The sequence below is a fragment of the Leifsonia virtsii genome, from assembly GCF_030433675.1.
Classification (GTDB): Bacteria; Actinomycetota; Actinomycetes; order Actinomycetales; family Microbacteriaceae; genus Leifsonia; species Leifsonia virtsii.
This window is the reverse complement of sequence record NZ_JAROCB010000006.1, coordinates 93,224-117,065: the sequence shown is the minus strand read 5'-3', so window position 1 is coordinate 117,065 and position 23,842 is coordinate 93,224. Positions and strand designations below refer to the sequence as shown.

The following is a 23,842-nucleotide window of genomic DNA, read 5'->3' as shown; positions in this document are numbered from 1 at the left end:
GGCACTGCACGTAAGTGCCCCTGGTTCGACGCGCGCGACCTCGCCCACCGCGACCGGAAGGGTCGGGTAGGGCGGGGTGATCGCCCCGCCCGTGACGTGGCCACTCATCGGATCACCTCGGCCGCGAAGTCGTACCCTCCGAACGGGCTGCGGCCCGGGACGGCGCGGGTGCCGATGCCGCTTCGGCTCGTGAGGATCGGCGCGCCTGCGAACGTCCACTCGGTGGGATAGGCGTCGAGGAACTCGCGGCCGCCCTTGCTGAGCTTGCCCGACATGTCGTTGCGCCAGCCCTCGGGGGCGACGGGCAGGGTGCGCCAGCCCGGCATCGCGTGGTCATGCCAGGCTCCGAGCATCTCGTTCTCGGATGCGCTGATGTAGTGCCAGCCGCAGGCGGCGCAGATGACCTGGTAGAGGGTCGACCCGAGGCAGGTGCACGGGGTCTCGCTCTGGTACCGCGATCCGGGGCAGAGGTGGTAGTGGCGGAGGTCAGCCTCGAAGCGGTCCATGGTGTGTGCGCCGACGGCGAGCGGCTTCTCCTGGATGTAGGGCCGGTGCCACATGTGGCTGGCCTGGAGGCAGTTGAAGTGGCCGTTCTCGAAGAGGTAGCGGCTCCAGGCTGCGTCGAGGTCGGCCGGGTTCCAGTAGGCGGTGGTGAAGTGCAGCGGCGCTCCGCTCCACGCGGGCGCGGCTGCGACGTCCATCTCGTGGATCATGGCGTCCAGGTCGAAGGTGAGCTGGCTCATCGCTGGACCTCCTGGTGGGTGGCGGGCTGGAAGGGGGCGAAGATTCCGGCGATGATGCCGACGATCAGCGTGACGAAGGAGGTCAGGGTGATGATGGCGGCGATGATGCCGACCCACGAGGGGATGAAGGTGGGGGCGCTGGCGAAGATGGCGGCCAGGCCGAGCACGGTCAGCAGGACGAGGGCCTTGCTGTGAGGGAAGAACCGCATGGGATGTCCTTTCGGTGGGGGTGGAGGGGTGCCGCCCGGCGGCGGCACCCGGGAGCTGTTAGTCCGCGAGCTGGATGCGCTCGGAGTCGTCGGCGCGCTCGATGGTGACCGGCACGTTCCCGTAGACCACGAGGCGGACGCCGCCGTTTCCGTCGGGTTCGGCGAAGACGGTGAGGAGGGTGGCGCCCTCGTCGTCGTCGAAGTCGACGCGGCCGAAGTCGTCCGGCATGGCCTGCCGCGGGAGCCCGGACGGGGAAGCCACCTCGCCCTTCACCCAGTCGTGCGGCTCCAGACGGTCGCCGGTGTCGTAAGGGGTCAGCCGGTAGGTGGTTGCGTAGTCGCTCATTGGTTTCCTCCTCGTCGCTTGCCTACCCCTCTATTCTACTTTAAAGTAGAGTCTACTTTCAAGGCGAATCGCCTTTTTGGTAGAGTGAGTTTGCTCGGAGCGAGTCCGGGAGAATGGGGGCGGAGAGTGGAGGACCTGATGGCCGGATTCGAGCTAGACCTGGTGCGGAAAGCCGCGGGCCTGACGCAAGGGCAGGTAGGGGAGCGGCTGGAGAAGTCGTTCAAGACGGTGAGCAAGTTCGAGCGTGAAGCGGACCGGATGACGCTGACCAGCTTGCGCAGCTACCTGGTCGCCGTCGGGGCCGAAAGCGCCACCATCTCGGTGACCGTTGGCGGCGAGGTCATCGAGCTTCCCCTCGATCTCACCCCTGCTGCAGCTGGCGACTCCTGAACCTGCCGCACCGTTCGCGCAACGGGGCCGGCTTCCCAGCAATGCTCGATAGCGGCGCCGACGAACTGACAGGGGCCGGTTCCGGTCCATCCGCCCGTCTGGCGGCAGAGCGCAGCTGAGGGCGCTCTTTTCGTGCCGCTTGCGGTACGAAAAGAGCGGCAACCCGGACGGCGACCTTCACCGCGCCTGGCGTGCGCGTGACCTCTGCAACGTCACCCCCTCCGCGCACACCGAGAAGGGGCGCGCATCGCTTGGATGCACGCCCCTCCGACGGCTTCCCGGTCGTCAGCGGATCTGCTGCGTGGGCGGAGGTACTGTGTTGGGCTGCCAGGTTGGACGCGAGTCAGTGGGGGCCGTGAGCGCATCGATCCGGTTGGCGATGCCGTCCACATCGACCCGAGCGGCCCGGGCACCAGCGGCGGTTGCGCCCGCGGTGGCCGCGTCGGCTGTCGGCGCGGCCGCCGGAGCGGTCTTGGACGCTTCTGCGGCCAGCGCGTTGAGTTCCGCCGTGATCGAGGTGAGGCGTTGCTGGGCCTCGGCGAGTTCGTCAGCCCGAGGGAATGGCCGGCCGATGCGCGCCTGTGCGTCCTGCAGCGTGGACTCGGCCTCACGGAGCACGCCGCGCTGATCAGCGAGGAGCCTGGGCAGGGAGGCGGTGAGATTCTCCAGGCGTGTGACGTAGCCGATGCCGGGCGAGGCCATCTCTTCCCGGCCCACCGAGACGGTGGCATTCGGGACACCACGAAGCTCCGCCACGATCTGAATCGAGCCGAGCTGCGGTCGGGTTCGCATGTCGATCGTGAATCCGCCGAGCTGGCCCAGCTCGCCGAGGTCGCGTTCGGCGTACACGGGGAGGGAGCCGAGGTACTTGCTTCGCGCCCAGACGGCGATCGCCGCGGCCGCGTCGGCGCGCTTGTCGTACGAGCGCCCGTCGATGACTGCACGGAAACGGTCACCGTCGGTTGGGACGGCCGCGGGGATCATCTGCTCCAGGATCTCGATGCGGTCCTGGGCGAGCTGCGCGCGCTGGGTGGCGACGGCGTGCATCTCGTGGAGGTTGCGCTGGGAGCGGGCGTGCGCCCGTTCGAGGCGTTCCAGCTTCGCCGCCTGGTCGGCTGCTTGCGCCTGCTCGAGTAGCAGCGGGTTGCCGCTGGAGAGGGCCTTGGCTTCGGCGGCAGAGAGGGCGAAGTCGCCGATGTCTTCCATCTCGCGCACGTCGAGCTTGCCGCGCATCACCTGGGCGATGAACTTGGCCTTCCGCTCCACGGTCTGCCACATGTACGCGTCGAAGGAGCGCTCCACAACGTAGTTGTGCACGGCGATCTCGGCGTTCTGGTTTCCCTGTCGGATGCCGCGACCGTTGCGCTGCTGGATGTCGGCCGGTCGCCACGGCACGTCGATGTTGTGCATGGCGATCGCGCGGGCCTGCACGTTCACACCGGTGCCCATCTTGCCGGTCGACCCGAGAAGGACGTCGACGTGCCCGGAGCGCGCCGCGGCGAACAGTCGGCCCTTCTCGGCGTCGTTGCGCGCCGAGTGGATGAACCGGATCCGGTCGGGGTGCATCCCTCCGGCCACCAGGAGCCGCTTGAGCTCGTTGTAGGCGTCCCACCGGTCCTTGGCCGGGGTGCCGAGGTCGTTGAAGACGATTTGCAGGCCGCCCGGGTTCTCGGAGACCTCGCCGGTGATCGTGTCGAGGTAGGTGAGATCCTTGCCGGCCTGCCACTCGTTGAGGATGGTCGCGGCGACGACTTCAAGTTTGCTGCCGGGCTGGGCGTGCTCGGCGCCGACCATCCGCATGTCCAGCGCAGCCTTGCGGCCGTCCCCGGCGATCTTGAGCATGTTGTCTTCCTCGGGCGGGACCGCCTTCGCGGCGACCATCTCGGCGCGCTGGCCGATGTGCTCGAGGTAGGACTCCAGCGCGGGAGTGGGCGGGATGACGTGCACGTGCTGTGCACGCTCGCCGTCGGGGCGTGCGCGCAGCAGGGGGACCGGCAGCCCGAGGTCCTCGGCGGTCTTCACGTCGGCGAAGACGTGCCACATCCGCAGCATCTCCGGGACGTTCTGGAACTTGGAGAACCGGGTCTTCAGCCGGAAGCCACCGGCCGGGCCCATCTCCATTTCGGTGACGAGTTCGCCGAACGTCGCCGCCCAGGTGTCGAACGTGAGCACGCCCGCAGCCTGGAGCAGGTCCGGGCGCAGGTAGCGCTGCATGACGTGCGCCTCGGTGATGGAGTTGGCCAGCGGGGTCGCGGTTGCCAGCGTCCCGGCGCGGAGGCCGTGCCGGGAGCGCAGGTACTCCATTTTGAGGTGGAGGTCCGTTGCGCGGCCGGATCCGGGGAGGATGGCGGCGGCGTCGATGTTGGATTCGGTGGTGAGGTTCTTGTAGTCGTGGGCCTCGTCGACGATCACGTAGTCGATGCCGGAGGATTCGAACGTGATGCCGGGGTCGGCGGGCTTGTCGAGCTTGGCCTTGAGCTTCTCCTCGAAGCGGACCTTGGCCTTCTCGATCATCTTCACGGTCGACGATCCGGCAGAGCGCGCGGCCGCGATGTTGGCCTCCAGCTCGTGCACGCGTTCGCGGATGTATTCGGCCTCGAAGGCGGGGGAGACCGGGATGCGTTCGAACGCGGTCCGGGTCGCGATGATGGCGTCCCAGTCGTTGGCGGCCGCGCGGGCGACGAACAGGCGGCGCTTGTCCCCGGCGAGGTCGTCGGTGGATGCCGCGAGGATCTTTGCCTGCGGGTAGATCTGAAGCCACTCGCGGGCGAACTGCTCCAGCATGTGGTTCGGGACCACGACGATGGGCTTGTTGATCAGACCCATGCGGCGCATCTCGGTGGCGCCCATGGCCATCTCCGCCGTCTTTCCCGCGCCGACTTCGTGGGCGAGCAGCACGGCGGGTTCAGAGATCATGCGGGCGACGGCGGCGCGCTGGTGCGGTCGCGGGGTGAAGTTGGCCGCCATGCCGGGGAAGGTGAGGTAGTCGCCGGCGTCGGTGTAGTCGCGCAGCACGATGGAGTTGAACCGGCGGTTGTACTCCTCGGTGAGGCGGTGGGCACGTTCGGCGTCTTCCCACACCCATTCCGCGAATCGGGCCTGCAGCTTCTCGGCCTTCTCGGTCGCTGCCTGGGTCTCGGTCGGGTTGAGGATGCGCTTGCCGTCGTCGAGCTCGTCGTAAACGGTCAGCGCCCGCTGCTCCATGACCGCCTCGGCGACGTCTTGCGCAGGCCGGCGGCTGGTGCCCCATTCGTCTGTGGCGAGGATCGAACGCCGCGTCTGGGACTTGACCACCCACTTGCCGGGCATCGGGTTTTCGACCGTGAGTCCTTGGTCGCGGAGGATCTCGCGTAGGAACTGCTGGTGAGTGCCCGGGTCGATCCACACCGCGCCCATCCGGACGGCGATCTCCTCCATGGTCAGAGGCTCTGGCACCACCCTCTCGAGGGCGGGCACGTTGGGTGCAAAGCGGTCCGGGTCGGCCTCGGCCGCGGCACGGGCGGCGTCGAGCTTGACGCGGATGTCTCCGGAGAGATATTCGGCGGCGGGGACCAGGCGGTCGAGGGCCGGGTCGTCGTAGACGAGGGTGCCGAGGGCGGCGCGCGCCTCGCTCTCGTCGGTGCCGAGCAGGTGCGCGATCAGCGGGAGGTCGATGCCTCCGGTGCGGTCCATGGAGAGCGCGATCGCCTCGGACGGGGTCTCGGCTCCCTGAACCTCCGGCCGCGGTACCACGACGCGGCGCGAGAGCAGGGAGGCGGGGACCGCGTCCTGCTTCTCGTCGTCGAACACTTCGAGTGCCATCACCAGCGACCCGAACGGGTCTTGGCGGAGGATCCGTGTGGCGGTCGGGGTGATCCGGGCCATCCGGGGGGCGCCGGTCTCGTCGTCGACACGGCCGGTCTCGCGCATGGTGTAGCGGTTCAGCGGGCCGTACTTGGTCGAGTAGCGCTCGTAGTCGGTGCGCAGTGCCTCGCGCGCGTGCTCGAGCTCGGCGGTGTCGTCGGCGGACGCGGCTTCCATCTCCAGGAGGATGCGGGCTTGGTCGCGCAGGCTGAGCAGGGCACGCACCTCGACCGCGGCCGACTTCGGAACCTTCACCGGTTCGGCGCGGCCACCCTGCACCTGCGCGAAGCTGCCGTCCTCCTCTGCGAGGAGGGTTCCGTCGAACACCTCGGCAAGCTCCGGTCGGTGATCTTTCTGCTGCAGCTGGGACTCTTCGGAGCGGGCGGTGAACAACTGGCTACGCTCGCGCGCATCCGCGACGATCCCATCGAGCGCCGTGCGCAGGTTGCTCTCGACGTCGGTGAGGTCGCCGGTCACGTAGAGGGTGGGGCCGAACTGGCTCGGCCCGATCGTGTAGGTCCCGAGGACGTTCTCGGGGCGGGTGTCGAAGTACGCATTGGTCTTGACGACTTCACCGTCGACCTGGTGCGCGTGAACGGTTTCCCAGACGTCGGATGCAGCCGGGCGGCCCGGCTCCCGACGGCGGAAGACCAGTAGGTCGGTGACGACCTCGGTGCCGGCCGCGCGACGGTGTGCGCCCGAGGGGAGGCGGACTGCGCCGACCAGGTCGGCCATCTTGCTCATCTCGCGGCGGGCAGCAGGGTTCTGGGTGTCGAGCGTGTACCTGCTGGTCAGCACGGCGACCATGCCGCCCGGTCGGGTCAGAGCGAGCGACTTGATGATGAAGTGGTCGTGCAACGAGTGCCGTCCGGCGTTGTGCACCGGGTCGTGAAGGGTGACGTTGCCGAACGGGACGTTGCCGATTGCGGCGTCGAAGTGTCCGGCTGGGTACTTCGTGTCAGCGAAGGACTCCGCGCGGATCTGCGCGTGCGGGTAGACGGCGGCCGCGATTGCTGCGGTGGTCTCGTCGAGTTCGACTCCGACCATGGCCGCCGACTCCGGTGCCATGCCGATGAACGTTCCCGCGCCGGCGCCCGGCTCGAGAACGGTGCCGCCGTCGAATCCCAGCTCCTGCAGGGTCGACCACATCTGCCGCACGTAGGCGGGGTCGGTGTAGTGCGCGTTGATCGTGGTGCGCCGTGCCTGGTCCCACTGCTCCTGGGACAGGAGGTCACGGAGTAGGGCGCGCTCGGTCGACCACGAGGTCTTGGTGTCGTCGAACACATCCGGGATGGCTCCCCACGACGAGAACCGCGCCAGGGTCTGCTTCTCGTCGGAGGTGGCAGGGCGTCCCTCGTCGACCAGTGTGCGGGCGAGCATGATCGCGCGCACGTTCGCGTCGAAGCGGGCCTTGGCCCCAGAAGGCGCGAGGTCCTCCTGCGATGTCGGGATGAACCGGCTCAGTCCTCCGTCGGCCGCGTCGCGAACCGGGCCCGCAGGCGTGCCTCCAGCAGTTGCTCGTTCTGCAGCAGGAACCGGTACGGGTTCTCCTGCTGCTGCAGCTCCCTCAGGAACTCCTCCGGCAGGCCGTGCTGGCTCGCCAGTTCCTCGATCGGCATCGCGGCCGAGTCCCGGCTCTGCGAGGTCTCCGCCCAGTCCGCGAGCCAGTCCAGCGACAGGCCGTTGGTCGCTCGCCACTCCTGGTACGCGTCCTCGCTGGTCGTTTCCGGGCTGGGCGTCACCAGTTCCGAGAACGCGATCTCCTCGGCCTGCGCCTTCGCCGCGTTCAATCGACCCGTCTTCTCCAGCACCGACTCGCTCGGGCTGTCCGGCCCGGCTAGGTCGGGGATCAGCTGTGCCACCCGCACCCCGATCTCCTCCCCGAGGTCCTCGAAGAACTCCTGCGGTCGATCCATCGTCGCCAGCGACGTCGGGGCGAGTCTCGCCCACCTCTCCATCGCCTGCCTGCCGTACAGGTTCATGCGTCTCTCCTTGCGTGTTCCAGAAGTCCTCGAAGCTGAGCTGCCCTGACGAGAGGGCGTTCTCGGTGGGCGACGGCTCTGCCGTTCGCGCCTCGTCGATGCGGGCGTCCGCCGACTGGTCTCCCAGCCCCCACAGGTCGAATTCGAGCTGTGTCTCGGGGGATGAAGCCTTGCGGCGTCTGCCTGCCATTCGGTGCCTCCTCGTGATGCGTGGACATCGCCGAGATTAACAACACCGAGGCTCGATTAACAGCACCTGGCCTGGAGAAAAGCTCCCAGTTCCGGCGCCGTCGACGGTTCTTGTAATTCGATCGTCTGGACGTCTCGTGTGAGTGCGCGAGCGGTGGGCACTGGCACGTGCGTCTTGTGCGCCGGATGGCGGTGCGCATCAGAGGAATTCCGTGTCGAAGTCGGGCTGCACGATGCAGCCGAGGAGCTGCTTGTTTGTCCGAGGCACGGCAATCAGGACCAGTACGAAGGCGGGGACGATCAGGATCAGCGACCACGCTGCGACATGCCAGATCATCGACACGATGAAGACGGTGACCAGCGTCGGCAGAAGCAGTGCCAGCCCGGCGAGAAGCCATCGCGATCGCCGATGGAGGCGTCGGTATTCGTCTGCAGTCACGATGTTCGCCTTGATCCACTGCGGGCCTGGCGATGCGACCCAGAGCTGGCCTAGATCGTCGCTGAACAGCGTCCCCTGCTCGTACCCCGTCACGGGCGGCAGCTGTGTGCGCTCGTGCCGATACGACCGGCTGATTCGACCGTTTGCGCGATCCTCACGCGACATGACGTTCGTCACTTTCTGCGCTCCAACTCTGACGATGTGGATGATACGGGGGAATCGGAGGTCACGAGGTCCTCGTCGCTGGGAAGCAAGAGCGGCGCGATACCGGTCAACGCGAGATTGGCGCTGCCGTCGACTGGAGTGAGGTACCGCGCGTAGATCCGGAAGAGGGCCTTATCCCGCGCCTTCACGCCTACCTTGGCTCCGGCGGGGACCACGCCATTGATGGTGGCAATGACCTCGTCGGCGAGAGCAATCGCCGGACCCTTCTGGACGCTCGCCAGATCCGTCACGACCCAGGTCGGTCGCTCGGTTCGGAACGTTGCGCGGGCACGCTTGGGGCGAAGTTGCCTCATCCAGAGCACACGCACCAAGGTGCATGCGATCACCGCGGCCATCGCCAGGAGAACGGCCAGCCCGTAGATCAGCAGCAGGACCGTCAAGAGCGCGTACGTCGACGGCGCGACAAACATCAGCGCGTCCAGGACGAGCCCGGGGACAAGAAGTGGCAGCACAAATCGCAGCGCGACGGCCACGAGCTGGTGTCGACGCCTGATCTGGACCGTGGCCTCGCCCGATCTGAGCAGGTACAACACGCCTTGAGTGCTCGCGATCCACGTCGAGATGACGGTCGACGGAGTGATGAGCGCACGATCGAGCCTGGATACGTCTCTGAGACGGCCGCCTGTCTTGCGCGCCTTGCGCTCGCACTCCTTCTGGGCGGCCAGCAAGTATGCGTCGATGGTGATGCGGTTGACACGGCGGCGACTCGCGCGGTCTCGGACGGGGACGGGGGGAGAGGTCGATCCGATCTCGGACATCTACCGCGCCTCCTCAGCCAGCCGCGCGAGCGGGGTGCCGGGGAGGTCGGCCGGCGAGAGCGTTGCGGCGATGGCCGCGTCGAGTAGCTGCTCCGCTAGTGGGTCGATCAGGTGCTCCACCATGGGCAAGGCAGGGTCCGACCCCAGGGTCACCTCGACTGGGGCTTGGAGCCCGGGGACGGCCAGGGCACCGGCCTCGACGGCACGCGCTATCGCTTCTCCGTAGGTATCCCACTCGCGCCGCTTTTGCGCGTCCAGCTGCTCGAATTGGTGTCGGATTCGGTCGAGTCGTGACTCACGTGCATCGGAGAGCCGCTTGTATTCGGCTCCCGCCTCGGGGGAGAAGGGGATGAGGAGCGAGCGCCACGAGGTGTCGCCTGCTCGTATGTCGCGTTCGATCCGGTCGGTCCACTCACCCCATTCGGTGTCCTGGAATGAGCGCCATGCCTCCCAAGACCACGGTGGGGCTGCAGGGTCCGCCGAAGTGAGCTCATTGGGGCCAGTGACCTCGTACACCCACCCGTAGGATGCCGGATCGGGTGCCGGGTCTGCCTTCTCCGCCTGTTCCACTTGGGCGTCGATCGCCTGCTCCGCGTCGTCATACTGTGACAAGGCGTCGGTTCTGGTGGCGAGGATCTCGTCAACGTCGACAACCACCCGCACCGGCTCGGTGCGGTGTCGCCAGAGGTCCGATGGCTCGGTCCCGACGGTCGCGTACAGCAGGTCCTCTACTTTGGCCGCTTCCCACGATCCGGGGCGTCCAGCGAGTGCGCGTTCGATACCGCCGAGGTTGGCCGCGGCACCCGCTAGAGCGAGTGTGACGAACTCGGCCCAGTCAACAGGGTCAGATTCCGTCGGGTGCGGTTCCAATCGTCCGGACGGAGTCTGGTGCAGGCGCGGTCGACGCTGCCTGCCGGCTTCGGTGAGGGTCGCGATGGCGTCGTTGAGCACCTCGGAGAGTGCACGCTGTGACGGGTGTCGCGCTGGCGCGGTTTCGAGCCTGCCGTACGCGACGGGGTTGGCTGAGCTGTTGTCCAGCGGATCGCGCTGACCGATCAGAGGATGGGTGGGGTCTGGGAGGCCGGTGATCGCGACGCGGCCGTCGTGGAACGTCACCCCGCTGATGCTTCCGGCCATCACGACGATGCCGCCGGAGGCGATCAGCAGCAGCTGCGCGTCGGAGACCTTGTCCAGTCGGGCACGCCACACGCCTCGGCCTCGTTCCCACAACTCGGCCGTGGGCAGGCCGTGGGCAAAGCCGATGCGATCCCGTCCCAACGCGTCGGGCTGGGGTGCGGGCTTGTCGGAACCGAGCTTGATTCGGACGACGTCGACTTCCGAACGATCTGTCATGGGTGGAGAGTAGCGCACTTCAACGCCATCGCGCCATGATTTTAATAGTTGACTAATGCAAACATGACATAATAATTATTATCAGCGATCATTTTTACGCACATTCGAGATCAGCCGAAGTGCGAATGCGGCGATCACGCTCCGTTGGAACCTGGCAGTCGATGTGCTCGCCGGAAAGCCGTCCCGCCGCCGCAGGCTGCCGGACGAGTTCCCGGACAACGTACGCGAAGAGTTGATCGAAATCGTGGACGTGCTGCTCGCACGGGCGAACCTTGTGCTCGACTAGCCGGCGACGGGGCAACGGCGCCCTCGAACCAGGTCGTCATCGCCGCCCGTGCCCGTGGGGTGCACAAGGCGGCCTTGCCCGGGGACGGCCGCATTCGCCTCGGCGGCCGCCGTGGCGACGTGCAGGGCGGCATCGACGGTCTTGTGGGCGGCGAGTGCCGCCACGAGGCCGCCCAGGAATGCGTCGCCGCTGCCGGCCGGATAGCGGCCGGTCAGCGTGGGCGCGACGAGTCGGTGAGCTTTTCCTCCGAATACCGCCGCGCCGGGGCGCACGCCGTCGGTCACCACAGCGTCGCATGCCCAGCGGACGGCGAGGGCGCGTGCCGCCTCCTCCGCCGGGACGTCTGCGCCGAGCAGTTCGGCCGCCTCCGCGCGGTTGACCTTCACCAGGTCGGCCGAGCCGACGAGCGCGCGCAGGCCTTCGCCGGACGAGTCGACCGCCGTCCGCACCCCGGCAGCCCGGGCCTGGTCCAGCAGCCGCGCCAGGTCGCGCAGTCCGATGCCGGGCGGGACGGAGCCGGAGACCAGCAGCCAGGCGGGCAGCGCGTCCGTGAGGGCGGCCTCCACCGCGGCCACGATGCCCGCCCAGGCGTCGGAGGACAACGGCGTCGCCGGCTCGTAGAAGTCGGTCGAGCTCGCCGCGCCGTCGTCGGCCACCACGGCGACGCACGTCCGGGTCTCCGCCTCGAGCGGCACCACCGTGGCGTCGACGCCGTCGCGCTGCAGTTCGCGGGCGATCCATGCGCCGGGTTCGCCGCCGAGCGGGATCACCGCGCGCACGGAGGCGCCGAGCGCCGCGGCCGCGCGCGCCGCGTTCAGCGCCTTGCCGCCTGCGACCTTCGTGGCGCGCTGCACGCGGTTGACGGCCTGCGGCTTCACGGCGGCCACCTCGTACGTAACGTCGACACTCGGGGACAGCGCGAGAGCGAGGATCACGGCCGCTCCTCCCAGGGGCGGATGCGCCCGAGGACACGTCCGCGGCCGTCGCGCAGTACCTCGAGCGCAGCGGCAGAGACCTCCTCGGGCGTGTGCCAGCGCGTCCCGTCGTCCGGCCCTGTCGTCCAGCCGAGCTGCAGCACGTCCGGCCGGATCGCCGGCTCGCGGTGGACAAGATCCGCCGCCGACGATGTGCGGATCAGCACGACCCGTCCGCCCACCGCCCGCGTCAGCGTCGGCAGCGACTCCGGTGAGACGGCGGGCGCGTAGACGACCGCGCGGTCCCACCGCGCTTTCCCGATCGCCTCGGTGACCGCCGCGACGGAGGTCGCATCCAGGAGGATCGTGTGCGCGCCGTCCGGGGCGGGACGGGTGCGGGCGATCCCGGTGACGTCGTCGCCCGTGGCGACGAGCATCGCCGCCAGTGGCGCGAGGATGCCGGAGGCTCCGACGACCAGGGTGTGGACGGCCATGTCGATCAGAATGCCTGCGGGCCTACGGCCGCGCCGCTGCCGCCCTGCAGGAAGTCTAGGTCGGCACCTTCGTCGGCCTGGGTGACGTGCTCGACGTAGAGCCGGGTCCAGCCGCGCTCGCTCCCCGGCACCTGCCGGGGCGCCCACGCCGCGCGCCGCGCGTCCAGCTCCGCGTCGTCCACCTCGAGGGTGAGCGAACGGGAGGGCACGTCGAGCGCGACGATGTCGCCGCTGCGGACGAGCGCCAGCGGTCCGCCCGCCGCCGCCTCCGGCACGACGTGCAGCACCACCGTGCCGTACGAGGTGCCGCTCATGCGGGCGTCGGAGATGCGGACCATGTCCTCCACCCCGGCCTCCAGCAGCTTCCGCGGCAGCGGCAGGTTGCCGACCTCGGGCATGCCCGGGTAGCCGCGCGGGCCGACGTTGCGGACGATGAGGATGTCGTCGGCAGAGACGTCCAGTTCGGGATCGTCCGCGTCGCGCAGGTAGTCGGTGAGCGCATCCCACACCAGCGCCCGGCCGCGGTGAGACATGAGCGCCGGGGATGCGGCCGACTGCTTGATGACCGCGCCGCGCGGCGCCAGGTTGCCGCGCAGCACCGCGATGCCGGAGCCGGCCGGCTTCACCGGGTTGTCGAGCGCGCGGATCACCTCACGGTCGTACACCTCGGCGCCCGTGTAGTTCTCGCCGAGGGTGCGGCCGGTCACGGTCAGCGTGTCGCGGTGCAGCAGGTCGCCGAGGGTCTCCGCGAAGCCCGCGGTGCCACCGGCGTACTCGAAGTCCTCCATCAGGAAGCGCCCGCTCGGCATCAGGTCGGCCAGCACCGGCACATCCCGGACCAGTGTGTCGAAGTCCTCGAGCGTCAGCTCGACGCCGACGCGGCGGGCGAGGGCGAGCAGGTGGATGACCGCGTTCGTCGAGCCGCCGAGTGCCGCGTTGGCGCGGACGCCGTTCTCGAACGCCTCGCGCGTGAGGATGGCGGACGGGCGGAGGTCCTCCTCCACCATCTCGACGATCCGCCGTCCGGCGAGGTGCGCGGCGGTCGCCCGGCGCGAGTCGTTCGCAGGAAGGGCGGCGGTCCCCGGCAGCTGCATCCCCATGTACTCGGAGATGCACGCCAGGGTCGACGCGGTCCCCATCGTCATGCAGTGCCCCTGGCTGCGCGCCATGCAGCCCTCGGCCTCGGCGACCTCGTCCGCGCCGATCTGCCCGGCGCGGTACGCCTCGGTGAAGCGCCACACCGACGTCCCGGAGCCGATGTCCGACCCCCGGTACTTACCGTTCAGCATGGGACCGCCGGTGAGCAGCAGCGTGGGAAGGTCGACGGAGGCCGCACCCATCAGGTACGCAGGCGTCGTCTTGTCGCAGCCGGCGAGCAGCACTACACCGTCCAGCGGGTTGGCCCGGAGCGTCTCCTCCAGATCCATCGCGATCAGATTGCGCAGCAGCATCGCGGTCGGGCGAACCAGTGGCTCGCCCGCGGACGTGGTCGGGAACTCGAACGGCACCCCGCCGGCCTGCCAGATGCCCCGCTTCACATGCTCGGCCAGCGCACGCAGATGGATGTTGCAGCTCGTCAGCTCGCTCCACGAGTTGGCGATGCCGATGACCGGGCGCCCGCGGAAGCTGTCGTCCGGGAGGCCCTCGCTGCGCAGCCAGGAGCGGTGCATGAAGCCCGTCTTGCCCTCGGCGCCGAACCACTGCTGGCTGCGCAGACCGGATCCGGTTGCCGCCTCCCGCTCCTCCTTGCCCAGGTTCCGCGCGCTCATGCGAACCTCGACAGGAAGCGGGCCTGCTCCGCTAGCAGGTCGTCGGTCAGCGCAGCCGCGCGGTCGGCGTCGAGGACGGCGCCGTCGGCGATCATCGCCTCCACGACGAGGTCGCGGTCACCGGTGAGCGCGGCCTCCACCGCGATGTCCACCGACGACAGGCGGCGGCTCAGGATGGCCGTGAGCGGCTTCCCGAGGTCGGGCACGAGCACCGGCCGGACACCGCGGGCGGTGGCGACACCGGGGATCTCCACCGCCGACCAGTCCGGCAGCCCCGGCACCAGACCGCGATTGACGACGTTGCAGCTGAACATCTCGCGCGAGTCGAAGGTGATCGAGCGGATGATCGCGATCAGCTGCTCCTGCTCGCCGCCGCTGCGCTCGAAGACGCTCTGGTCGAGCGGCTCCTCGCCGAGCGCCTGGCGCTTCATCCCCTGATACCGGTCCTCGCCCCACTCCAGGATCTCCGGAAGGGAGAAGGCGTCGACGCCCAGCTTCTTGCCGTAGTAGTCGCCCGATGCGAACCGCTCGGGGAAGAACTCGACGACGTGACGGTCCCCGGCCGCCGCGAACGCACCGTAGCGCTCGAACAGCTCCCACGCGAACGGGTTGTGCCAGGCGGTCGGCTTCTCGTAGAAGATGTTGCCGATGTCGCCCGGGTCCGGCGCCTGGGCCAGCTCGCGCCGCACGCGCTCACGGATGAGCGGCCACGCGTCCTCGCCGTCGAGGCGGAAGTCGTAGATGAACGTGAGGTGGTTGATCCCCGCGTACAGCGTCGAGGTGCGCTCGAAGGGAGCGTCGATGAGCTGGGCGAGCTCGCGCTGGATGTGGTGCATCCCGTGACAGAGGCCCACCACGTCGAGGCCGGTCTCCTGGTGGATGGCCTGCACGTTGGCGGTCATCGGGTTGGAGTAGTTGAAGAAGAAGGCGTCCGGCGCGAGCTCGGCGATGTCGCGCGCAACCTCCACCAGGACCGGCGTCGTGCGGAGCAGCCGCGAGATGCCGCCGGGCATGATCGAGTCGCCGACCGGCTGGAAGACACCGTGGCGCTGCACGATCTCATGGTCGCGCTGCCACGCCGGCCGGCCACCGACGCCCACGCACGTGACGATGAAGTCCGCGCCTGGGAGGACCGCACGGCGGTCGGTGCTGCTGGTGACGCGGATGCTGTCGCCGGCCCCGCGCGCCGTCACCATCGCCTCGGCCAGCCGGGTCGCCACGTCGAGGGCGACCGGGTCGACGTCGACGAGTCGGATCTCCCACGACCCCAGATCGTCCGCGCCGATCAGGTCGGCGAGGAGTCCACGGGTGAAGACGGCGGATCCCGCCCCGATCAGGACGAGCACACGGTCTCTGCTGGTCATCGTTCCTCCTGTCCTGTCCGTCAGGCCGCGGCGCGGGCCCGGAACACCACGCGGTTGCGCAGCTCGCCGATGCCCTCGACGCCGCAGGCGACGACATCGCCGTCCTGAAGGTAGCGTGCGGGCTGCCGGAACGCGCCGGCGCCGGCCGGGGTGCCGGTAAGGATGAGGTCGCCCGGCTCCAGGGTGACGCCGTCCGAGATGAAGGCGAGGAGGGCGGGGATGTCGAAGATCATCGCGCCCGTATCGTCGTCCTGCAGCAGCTCGCCGTTGACGGTGGTGCTGATGCGGTGGCCGTGGGCATCCCCGAACTCGTCCGGGGTCACCAGCCAGGGGCCGAGCGGGGTGAAGGTGTCGAACGACTTCCCGCGGCTCCACTGGACGTCGGCGAATTGCACGTCGCGGGCAGAGACGTCGTTGGCGACGGTGTAGCCCGCCACGTCGTCGAGCGTTGCGGGGGTGTAGCCGCCGCAGCGCCGGCCGATGAGGAGGGTGAGCTCCGCCTCGTAGTCGACCTGGCTGGTGACTTGCGCCGGGACGACGATGTCGGCGGTCGGTCCTACGATCGAGCTGGTGTACTTGGCGAAGGTGAGCGGTCGCTCCGGCTGCGTGAAGCCGGTCTCGCTGGTGTGGTCGGCGTAGTTGAGGCCGACGGCGATCATCTTGCCCGGCTGGGCGACGGGGGCGAGGAGTTGGAGGCCAGCCTCGTCCGTGATGGTGGGCCAGGCGTCCGCCTCGCCAGCGGCGGTCGCGGCGATGGCGCTGAGCGCGTCGGTGATCGTCCCGGGCGCGAGGCGGACGTCGGTGCCGCGGGCGACGACCACGCGGGGCGTGCCCTCGATGAGGGCTCGTGCGATTCTCATGTCTCTCCTTCGAAGCTGATCCTTCACAATCCTGTCACAAGCGAGCAGAAATGAGCAAGAATAAGCACATGCTTTCAGAACAAGTCGCCGCGGTGGACCCGGCGCAGCGCACGGCCGGGGGCGCGACCGTTGCGCAGGGCGTCTACGGCGCCCGCGGCAACCTCGAGCTCATCGCCTGCGACCAGAAGGACGGCCTCTGGGTGTTCTGGTTCAACGCCGACCGGGAGTCGGACCCGCCTGCGGCGCCCGATGTCCCGCCCGGCACGTGGAGCAGCGGCTTGGCCTTCGCCCACGGCGTCGGGTACCGCGACGCCTGGATCGCGCAGTCGCCGCTCGGACCCGACCACCTCGAAGCGCTCGCACTCCGCGCCGACGGCGTGTTAGAGAGCTGGTACTGGTCGCCCCGCGCGGGCTTCCAGCGGCGGCCCGGCCCGGTCGCCACGGCCGCCTCGTCCTTCCGCGCGGTGCACCACGACGGGAGTGTCTTGCTCGAACTGACGGACGAGGGCGGGCGCACTCGGCACCTCCTCTCGACGCCGAACGGCTACCCCGCCCGCAGCTGGCGCGAGACGCGTTCCGCGTTCGCGGCCGCCGACCCCGCTGCAGATCTCGCGCTGCTGATTTCGGCGGGCGTCGATCCGGCCGCGGTCGCCGTGGACACCCTGCGATCGGCACCGTCCACCCGTGCCGGCGGGACCGTCGAGGTGATCTGGCGCGACCCTTCCGGACGCCTCCACCACCTTGGGGTACCCCGGTCCCCCGCGACGGACGCGTGAGACCGGGGCTTCGACTCAGTTGACGCGGTGGATCATCGTGTTCGCGAACTGATAGCGGTATCCGGCTGAGCGGACCGCCTCGTCGTGGCGGGGGCTCTGCCCGTACGAGGAACCGTGCAGCCAGACGAAGGCCGGCGCCTCCTGGCCCGTTACCGCCTCCAGCTGCCGCTTCGCCCCGACGACCTCGCGTTCGATGTCGTCGTCCGACAGCACCGTGTCGAAGCCCTCGTGGTGGGCGGTGTGGGGGAACACGACGTGCCGGGCGCTGAGGTCGGCGACCTCGTCCCAGTCCATGGCGATGCGTCCGCCCTTCGTGTCCTCCTCGACCAGCGAGATCCAGTGGGCGCGGGCGAAGGCCTCCTGGTGCTCCGGGTCGCAGTCGACGAACGACGTGGCGATCGGGAACCACCCGGTGATCCCCAGCTCGTCGCACAGCGGCGCGGCCACGGTCGCCGAGTTCCGGTAGCCCTCGTAGAACACCGGGATGAGGCCCGGCTTGTCCTTGTGCCAGGTGCCGGTCTCGAACAGCCGGTCGAGGTCGTCGAGGGTGACCGTCGCGTAGTCGCGGGCGAAGCCGGCCAGCTCCCGGGCGAGCTCGTCGCGGGCGACGCGCGGGGTGGAGTGGTAGTTGACCACGCGGATGAAGTGGCCGCGACGCAGCTGCTCGCGCTGCGCGGTGAACGACGGCCGGGTCATCGGGCGTCCCCTTCCTGGATGGGCGCCGCACCGGGCGCGAAGTTCGTGAACGCCAGCACCTGCATGGCGGTGATGACCGCACCCTCGTCCTCATCGCGCGCCCACGGGACGAGGGCGGCGGAGTAGCGGTCGAACACGTCGGCGAAGGCGCGGCCCTCACTCAGCTGCGCTCCCTCGGGGGACGCCGGGATCGCCCGGCGCTCGTCGGCGAGCCCGAGGACCATCGGGATGCCCTCCCGCTCTAGCCGGCGGTCGTGGCACGCGCGCATCAGGCCGACGATGTCGCCGGCGGCGAGCAGCGCTGCCGGCGAGGGCTCCCCTTCGTGCGAGCTGGGGCCGCTCACGGTTGCGGACATGGGGATGGTCTCCTTTCAGACGGCCACGGGCGCCGAGACGGCGAGCAGCAGACCTTGGACGGTGGAGGCGATCGCGTCGCGCCCGGAGGCGATCGCCGGTCGGGGGTCCGCGGCGCCGCCGAGTGCGGCGGCGACGGCGGAGCTGTAGGCGGCCGAGAGCGCGGTGCCGACGTTGACCTTGCGTATGCCCGCGTTGACCGCGTCCCGGATCCCCGCATCCGGGACGCCGGAGGAGCCGTGCAGCACGAGCGGGACGGGCACCGCCTCTCGGAGCCGCCGGATCAGGTCGAGGTCGGGCGCCGCGGTGCGCTCCCGCATCGCATGGGAGGTGCCGACCGCGACGGCCAGGCCGTCGACGCCGGTGGCCGCGGCGAAGGCGGCGGCCTCGGCCGGGTCGGTCCTCACGCCGAAGGCGTGCGCGCCGTCCTTGCCGCCGATCTCGCCGAGCTCCGCCTCGATCCACAGGCCGGCCCGCTGGCCGAGCGCGGCGACCCGGGCGGTCTCCGCGACGTTGTCCGCATAGGGCAGCGTGGAGGCGTCGAACATGGCGGAGGTGAACCCGAGTGCTGCGGCGGCCTCCACCAGCGCCGGATCCTCGCAGTGGTCGAGGTGCAGCCCGACCGGGACCTCCGCCGCGCGAGCGAGCGCGAGGCAGGCGGAGCCGATCGGGTCCAGTCCGCCGTGGAAGCGGATCGCGTTGTGGCTCACAGACAGCAGCACCGGCAGCCCTGCGGCCTCCGCACCCGCGACGATCCCCTCGGCGAACTCGAGGGTGATGACGTTGAAGGCGGCGACGGCGGGCAGGACCGAGCCCGGTGCGAGGAGCTCTCGGGGGCCGCTCAGCATGTCTCGACGGTGACGCCGGCCGCGCGGAAACGCTCCAGCGCCTCCGCCTCTGCGCCGTCGTCGACGATGAGCGTGTCGATCGCGCTGATCGGGACAAGGCGCGCCGGTCCGCGCTGCGCGAGCTTGCTGTGGTCGGCGAGCATGATCAGCTTCGGGGCGGACGAGGCGAGCGAGCGGTCGGTCTGCGTCTCGCTGAGGTTCGTCCCGGTGACGCCGATCTCCGGGTCGATCCCGAAGGCGCCCGAGTAGACCTGGTCGATGCCGAACTCGCCGAGGCCCGCGATCGTGAGGTGCCCGAGGAGGCTCATCTCGGTGCGGCGCAGGAGCCCGCCGAGCACGATGATCTCCAGGTCCGGGTACTGCGCCAGCCGGTTGACCACCATCAGACTGTTGGTCACGACCGTCAGGCCGCGGACGGCACCGAGATACGGCAGCATCGACTCGGTGGTCGTGCCGCCGGTGATCAGGATGGTGGAGTTGTCAGCCACGTGCGCGGAGGCGGCCTGGCCGATCCGGCGCTTCTCCTCGGCGAAGGCGATCTCGCGCAGGGGGCGCAACGGCTCCACGTCATCGGAGAGCGGTGCGGCGCCTCCGTGGATGCGCTCGATCAGCCCGCGCTCCTGCAGGTCGTTGAGGTCGCGGCGGACCGTGGACGTGCTCACCCCGAGCAGGCGCGCCATCTCGTTCACCGAGCCCGTGCCGTACGCGCGGATGTAGTTGAGCAGCTCGCGCTGCCGCTTCGGTCCGAGCAACGGTTCAGTAGCCTGAGACACGGTCCACCTCATTCACGATCGGCCGCCCGTCGGCGAGCCTGGTCAGGTTCTCGACCACCAGGTCGAGGGTCTGGGCATGGTACTGCGGGGCGAGACCTGCGACGTGCGGGGTGACCAGCGCGTTGGGCTCCGACCACCAGACGGAGTCGGGAGGCAGCGGCTCGTCGTCGAAGACGTCCACGGCGGCACCACCGATCCTTCCGTCGCGCAGCCGCTCGAGCAGTGCCGCCTCGTCCACGATCCCCCCGCGCGCGATGTTGATCACCAGCGCACCGGGCGGCAGCAGGTCCAGCTCCCGCGCCCCGATCATCCCACGCGTCAGCTCGGTGAGCGGGACGACCACCACGAGGATGTCGCTGCGCGTCAGCACCTCGTCGAGCCGGTCCATCGGCAGCACCTGCGCGCGGTCGCCGTCGGCGGTCTGCCGGCCGGTGTCGAACTTGGCCTGCGCCGCATTGGGCACGCCGGTGCGGCTGAGGCCGAGCACGTCCATCCCGAACACGCTCGCCAGCCGCGAGATCTCGCGGCCGATGCGGCCGTAGCCGATGATGCCCAGCGTGGAGCCGGCGAGCTGCCGGGGCGTGAGGGTTGCCAGGCGTTCGGCCGGATCCGGCCAGCTGCGGTCGTTCCTGTGCCGCACGATCAGCGGCATCCGGTGCGCCAGCTCCAGGACGGCCATCATCGCGTACTCCGCCATCGGCACCGGCGCGATGCCGCCGAGCGTCGCGAACGGCACGGCGCTCGCCCACAGCCGGGTCTCGCGCACGTGGTCGACACCGGAGGTGTCGAGCTGCACGCAGCGGAGCGCCGGCACCTGCTCCGGCTCCGGGAACCACGCGGTCGTGTGCAGCAGATCGACGCGGCGGAGCAGATCCGCGGGGGCCGCGGCCGCCTCCGCCGGAGTCAGTCGGTGCACCTCGACCTCAGGAAGCCGGGCGGTGAGCTCGGCGAACCAGGCATCCGGGAGCGGCAGGGTGGACAGATAGGTGACGGTCATTTGATTCCTGTTCGGGCGAAGCCCTGGACGAAGTAGCGCTGGAAGGCGAGGAAGAGGACGACCATCGGCAGCACGGAGATCAGGGCCAGCGCCATGATCGAGTTGTAGTCCGGGGCGGTCTGGTTCTTCAGGTACAGCATCCCGATCGGGAGGGTGAAGAGGTCGTTGTCCTTGAGGGCGATCAGCGGCCACCCGAAGTCGTTCCAGCTGCCCAGCAGGGTGAGCAGCACCAGCACCGCGATCAGCGGCTTGCACAGCGGCAGCACCACCTGCAGGAAGATGCGGACGTGCCCGGCGCCGTCGATCCGCGCCGCCTCCACGATCTCGTCCGGGATGCCGATGAAGAACTGCCGCGAGAGGAAGATTCCGAAGGCGGCGGCCGCGCCAGGGAGGATGACGCCCCAGTACGTTCCGAAGATCCCGAGGCCAGCGACCAGCTTGAACTGCGCGACCATGATCGCCTGCACCGGGATCATCATGGTCGCCAGCGCCAGGATGAAGACGGCGTTGCGGCCGCGGAAGCGGAGCCGGGCGAACGCGTAGCCTGCGAGCAGGTTCACCGTGACGGTGAACACCGTGACGAAGATGCCGATGACGGCCGAGTTCCCGAACCAGGTGAACACCGGGTACTCGGTGAGCACATTCACGAAGTTCTCGAGGGTGAACGTGCTCGGCCACAGATGCAAGCCCGGCTCGAACACCTCCCCCCGGGGCGAGAACGCCACCACGCACATCCAGTACAGCGGGAAGATGACGATCGCCGACACGACGACCGCAATCAGCATGCGCCAGCCCATCCCCTTCCTTGCCTCGTCGGAGCCGCGGCGGCGGGCCGGGCGGCGCGGGGTATGGGCGGGCTCGTCGACAGCGGTCGCCACCTCGAGCAGGACGCCTGAGTTGTCGGTCATGGTCTCTCCTACTCCACCAGGTCGCGGGTCCGGCTCGTCTTCCACTGCACGAACGTGAAGGCGAGCGTGATGAGCAGGATGACGATGCCGATGGCGGCGCCGTAGCCCTGCTCCCGGATCTGGAAGCCGTTGCGGTACGCGTACGTGACCAGCACCGAAGTGGCGTTGCCCGGGCCCCCGCCGGTCATCACGAAGATGAGGTCGAACACCTGGAACGACGCAATCACGTTCATGATCAGGAGGAAGAACGTGGACGGGCCGACCAGCGGGACCGTCAGCCTCCGGAACTGTTGCCAGCGGCTCGCGCCGTCGATCCGTGCCGCCTCGTAGAGCTCGGGCGAGATCGACTGCAGGCCGGCCAGGTAGATAATCATGTTGAAGCCGACGCGCAACCAGATGGCCACGATGACCACCGAGATCATCGCCGGCACGCCCTGCGACTGCCACGCCACCGGGCTCAGACCGAGCGCGCTGAGGATCTTGTTCAGGAGGCCGCTGGACTCGTAGAAGATGATCATCGCGATCATGCCGGAGGCGACCCCGGAGATGACCATCGGCAGCACGATGATCGTGCGGAAGACGCCACGCGCCGGCAGCACCGAGTTGAGCAGCACGGCCAGGCCGAGACCAGCCGCCAGGTCGATCGGGACCGTGAGCACCGTGAACACGAGGGTATTCCACATGCTCTGCCAGAAAACCGGATCGGAGATCAGCCGGACGTAGTTGTCCCAGCCGACCCACTCCGGCGTGCCGAACCCCTTCGTCTCCTGGAAGGACAACTGCAGCGCCCAGAGGATCGGCAGGAACAGGAAGATCGCCATCAGCACGAGGTTGGGGCCGAGGAACCCCCAGCCGACGAGCGACTCCTTGAACCGGGCGGCGCGGCGCGCCGCCCGGGGGCGGCTCGACGCGATGGTGCCGTCGCGCCGCCCGCGGGCGGTCATGGTGGACATTACTTCGTTGCTTCCTTCACCGCGTCGGACAGCTTCGCGAGCGTGTCCTTCGTGGACTGGCCGCCGATGAAGGCGGCGTCGAGCTGGTCCTGCAGGGCGGTGTTGATGGCCGACATGGCCGGCGAGGTCAGCTGCTTCACGTCGCTCGGCTCGATGGTCGTGGCCTGGTCGACGAACGCGGGCATGACGTCCGGCCGCACGGCGTAGGCGATCTTGTCGCCGCCGAGGTCCGTCCGGGTGGGCAGCTCGTTGGTCGCGGCGCAGAAGGCCGACATGCTGTCCGCCTGCACCATGAACTTCAGGAACTCGGCGGCGAGCTTCGGGTTCTTGGTCGCCTTGGTCGCGACCAGTGCGTTGCCGCCCAGGTCGGTGGCGCCGCGCTCGTCCTTCGGCATCGGGATGGCGGTCCAGTCGAACTTGGCGAGGTTCGCCATGTCCGGCACGAGGAACGAGCCGAGGAAGCCCATCGCGGCGGTGCCCTCGGAGAAGAGGGAGTCGGCGTACGTGGACGACTTCACCGAGCTCGTCGGCGGCACCCACTGCTTCTCGAAGAACGACTTGGTGAAGTCGAGGGCCTTGGTGCCCGCGGCGGAGTCGATCGCCGGGGTCTTGCCGTCCGCGTCGATCAGCTTCCCGTTGGCCTGGAACAGCCAGCTCAGCCAGCGCGCGGCGCCCGCCTGCTGCCAGTTGTAGACGAACGGGTACTTGTCGGCGGGGAGGGAGGCGCGCAGCTTGGCGGCGACGTCGGCGAACTGGTCCCAGGTCCACGCGTCCTTCTGCGTCTTCGGGAGGGTGGAGGTGTCGATGCCCGCCTGCTTCAGCATGTCGAGGTTGACCAGCAGGGCCGACACGTCGGTCTGGTGCGGGACGCCGTACGGCTTGCCGTCGTACGAGACCGCCTGCCACATCGCAGGCTGGAACGCGCTGATCTCGCTCTTGCTGAAGTAGCTACTGAGGTCGAGGAGCTGGTCCTGGCTCGAGTAGACACCGAGGTTGCCGTAGTCGACGCGGAAGACGTCCGGTGCATCCCCCGACGACAGCTGCGCGTCGATGTTGGAGAACATCTGCTCGTACGGGACGACGTTGAGCTTGACCGTCGCGCCCTTGTGCTCGGACTCGAACTGCTTCACCAGCTTCTTGAACGAAGCCTCCTCGGACTTGCTCGCCCAGGTGGTGAACGTGAGGTTTCCGGAGGCCGAGTCGCCCCCGGAGCCGCTGCCGCCGCCGAAGCCGGAACAGCCCGCGAGCGCGAGCGCCGAGGCGAGAGCGACCCCGACGAGGGCCGTGGCCCTCCTCTTGCTGAATTTCACGCTGCGATCTCCTTCGTGATCGTGGCGACAGCCGGTGCTTCGCTGCGCCAGAGTGGTTTCCGG

The 23,842-nt window shown here is 69.2% G+C and carries 23 protein-coding genes; 2 read left to right on the top strand and 21 right to left on the bottom strand.

From position 1 onward, the window contains the following. Positions 1-104: 104 nt before the first annotated feature. Genes P5G59_RS19705 through P5G59_RS19695 form a run of 3 tightly spaced genes read right to left on the bottom strand, consistent with a single transcriptional unit; the run spans position 105 to position 1,298 of the window. Positions 105-743 carry a DUF6349 family protein gene (locus P5G59_RS19705; protein ID WP_301220722.1) on the bottom strand — a complete coding sequence of 213 codons (639 nt, stop codon included), beginning with the start codon at positions 741-743 and terminating at the stop codon, positions 105-107. After that, a complete protein-coding gene (locus P5G59_RS19700) occupies positions 740-952 on the bottom strand; it encodes a hypothetical protein (RefSeq protein WP_301220721.1) in 213 nt (70 codons plus the stop codon). Before P5G59_RS19700 ends, P5G59_RS19705 begins: the two co-directional genes overlap by 4 nt. A 58-nt stretch (positions 953-1,010) precedes the next feature. After that, entirely contained in the window at positions 1,011-1,298 is a 288-nt protein-coding gene (locus P5G59_RS19695; protein WP_301220720.1) for a hypothetical protein, read from the bottom strand. A 138-nt stretch (positions 1,299-1,436) separates the two neighbouring features. On the opposite strand from P5G59_RS19695, the gene P5G59_RS19690 reads away from it, so the two are divergent. Next, positions 1,437-1,688 (top strand): helix-turn-helix domain-containing protein, encoded by a 252-nt coding sequence (locus tag P5G59_RS19690; protein WP_301220719.1) that lies wholly within the window; start codon positions 1,437-1,439, stop codon positions 1,686-1,688. 285 nt (positions 1,689-1,973) lie between these two features. On the opposite strand, the gene P5G59_RS19685 is transcribed toward P5G59_RS19690, so the two are convergent. The 10 genes from P5G59_RS19685 to P5G59_RS19640 form a co-directional block, all read right to left on the bottom strand. Then, positions 1,974-6,923, bottom strand: coding sequence for a DEAD/DEAH box helicase family protein (locus P5G59_RS19685; RefSeq protein WP_301220718.1), 4,950 nt, complete (start codon positions 6,921-6,923; stop codon positions 1,974-1,976). Between the two features lie 68 nt (positions 6,924-6,991). Beyond that, positions 6,992-7,513: a hypothetical protein gene (locus P5G59_RS19680; RefSeq protein ID WP_301220717.1), complete on the bottom strand. Its 522-nt coding sequence runs from the start codon at positions 7,511-7,513 to the stop codon at positions 6,992-6,994. A gap of 388 nt (positions 7,514-7,901) precedes the next feature. Continuing rightward, a complete protein-coding gene (locus P5G59_RS19675) occupies positions 7,902-8,318 on the bottom strand; it encodes a hypothetical protein (protein ID WP_301220716.1) in 417 nt (138 codons plus the stop codon). Further along, a complete protein-coding gene (locus P5G59_RS19670; protein WP_301220715.1) occupies positions 8,315-9,124 on the bottom strand; it encodes a hypothetical protein in 810 nt (269 codons plus the stop codon). Before P5G59_RS19670 ends, P5G59_RS19675 begins: the two co-directional genes overlap by 4 nt. Beyond that, positions 9,125-10,477, bottom strand: a complete 1,353-nt coding sequence (locus tag P5G59_RS19665) for a hypothetical protein (protein ID WP_301220714.1) — start codon at positions 10,475-10,477, stop codon at positions 9,125-9,127. It abuts the gene before it with no gap. Positions 10,478-10,759: 282 nt separating this feature from the next. Continuing rightward, positions 10,760-11,698 (bottom strand): 1-phosphofructokinase family hexose kinase, encoded by a 939-nt coding sequence (locus P5G59_RS19660; protein WP_301220713.1) that lies wholly within the window; start codon positions 11,696-11,698, stop codon positions 10,760-10,762. Beyond that, positions 11,695-12,171, bottom strand: coding sequence for a Rossmann-fold NAD(P)-binding domain-containing protein (locus P5G59_RS19655; protein WP_301220712.1), 477 nt, complete (start codon positions 12,169-12,171; stop codon positions 11,695-11,697). The genes P5G59_RS19660 and P5G59_RS19655 overlap by 4 nt, the downstream gene beginning before the upstream one ends. A gap of 5 nt (positions 12,172-12,176) precedes the next feature. After that, positions 12,177-13,940: an IlvD/Edd family dehydratase gene (locus P5G59_RS19650; protein WP_301220711.1), complete on the bottom strand. Its 1,764-nt coding sequence runs from the start codon at positions 13,938-13,940 to the stop codon at positions 12,177-12,179. Beyond that, positions 13,937-15,304, bottom strand: a complete 1,368-nt coding sequence (locus P5G59_RS19645) for a family 4 glycosyl hydrolase (protein WP_301220710.1) — start codon at positions 15,302-15,304, stop codon at positions 13,937-13,939. The genes P5G59_RS19650 and P5G59_RS19645 overlap by 4 nt, the downstream gene beginning before the upstream one ends. A 20-nt stretch (positions 15,305-15,324) precedes the next feature. Then, complete coding sequence (locus tag P5G59_RS19640) at positions 15,325-16,164, bottom strand: fumarylacetoacetate hydrolase family protein (RefSeq protein ID WP_301220709.1); 840 nt, start codon at positions 16,162-16,164, stop codon at positions 15,325-15,327. 68 nt (positions 16,165-16,232) lie between these two features. Here P5G59_RS19640 and P5G59_RS19635 point away from each other — a divergent pair, with 68 nt between their 5' ends. Beyond that, positions 16,233-16,940, top strand: coding sequence for a hypothetical protein (locus tag P5G59_RS19635; protein WP_301220708.1), 708 nt, complete (start codon positions 16,233-16,235; stop codon positions 16,938-16,940). A gap of 15 nt (positions 16,941-16,955) precedes the next feature. On the opposite strand, the gene P5G59_RS19630 is transcribed toward P5G59_RS19635, so the two are convergent. From P5G59_RS19630 to P5G59_RS19595, 8 genes are read right to left on the bottom strand one after another with little or no spacing between them, the layout of a single operon-like run. Further along, on the bottom strand, positions 16,956-17,636 hold the full coding sequence (locus P5G59_RS19630) for a polysaccharide deacetylase family protein (protein WP_301220707.1): 681 nt from the start codon (positions 17,634-17,636) through the stop codon (positions 16,956-16,958). After that, the gene (locus tag P5G59_RS19625) at positions 17,633-17,992 is read right to left on the bottom strand and encodes a hypothetical protein (RefSeq protein WP_301220706.1); all 360 of its coding nucleotides are present in this window, start codon (positions 17,990-17,992) and stop codon (positions 17,633-17,635) included. Before P5G59_RS19625 ends, P5G59_RS19630 begins: the two co-directional genes overlap by 4 nt. A 15-nt stretch (positions 17,993-18,007) precedes the next feature. Beyond that, a complete protein-coding gene (locus P5G59_RS19620; protein ID WP_301220705.1) occupies positions 18,008-18,838 on the bottom strand; it encodes a class II fructose-bisphosphate aldolase in 831 nt (276 codons plus the stop codon). Further along, positions 18,832-19,611 carry a DeoR/GlpR family DNA-binding transcription regulator gene (locus tag P5G59_RS19615; protein WP_301220704.1) on the bottom strand — a complete coding sequence of 260 codons (780 nt, stop codon included), beginning with the start codon at positions 19,609-19,611 and terminating at the stop codon, positions 18,832-18,834. The genes P5G59_RS19620 and P5G59_RS19615 overlap by 7 nt, the downstream gene beginning before the upstream one ends. After that, positions 19,595-20,608 carry a D-2-hydroxyacid dehydrogenase gene (locus tag P5G59_RS19610; protein WP_301220703.1) on the bottom strand — a complete coding sequence of 338 codons (1,014 nt, stop codon included), beginning with the start codon at positions 20,606-20,608 and terminating at the stop codon, positions 19,595-19,597. The genes P5G59_RS19615 and P5G59_RS19610 overlap by 17 nt, the downstream gene beginning before the upstream one ends. Continuing rightward, positions 20,605-21,516 carry a carbohydrate ABC transporter permease gene (locus P5G59_RS19605; protein ID WP_301220702.1) on the bottom strand — a complete coding sequence of 304 codons (912 nt, stop codon included), beginning with the start codon at positions 21,514-21,516 and terminating at the stop codon, positions 20,605-20,607. The genes P5G59_RS19610 and P5G59_RS19605 overlap by 4 nt, the downstream gene beginning before the upstream one ends. Before the next feature lie 8 nt (positions 21,517-21,524). Further along, positions 21,525-22,469, bottom strand: coding sequence for a carbohydrate ABC transporter permease (locus tag P5G59_RS19600; protein WP_301220701.1), 945 nt, complete (start codon positions 22,467-22,469; stop codon positions 21,525-21,527). After that, positions 22,469-23,779 (bottom strand): ABC transporter substrate-binding protein, encoded by a 1,311-nt coding sequence (locus tag P5G59_RS19595; protein WP_301220700.1) that lies wholly within the window; start codon positions 23,777-23,779, stop codon positions 22,469-22,471. Before P5G59_RS19595 ends, P5G59_RS19600 begins: the two co-directional genes overlap by 1 nt. Between the last annotated feature and the right edge of the window lie 63 nt (positions 23,780-23,842).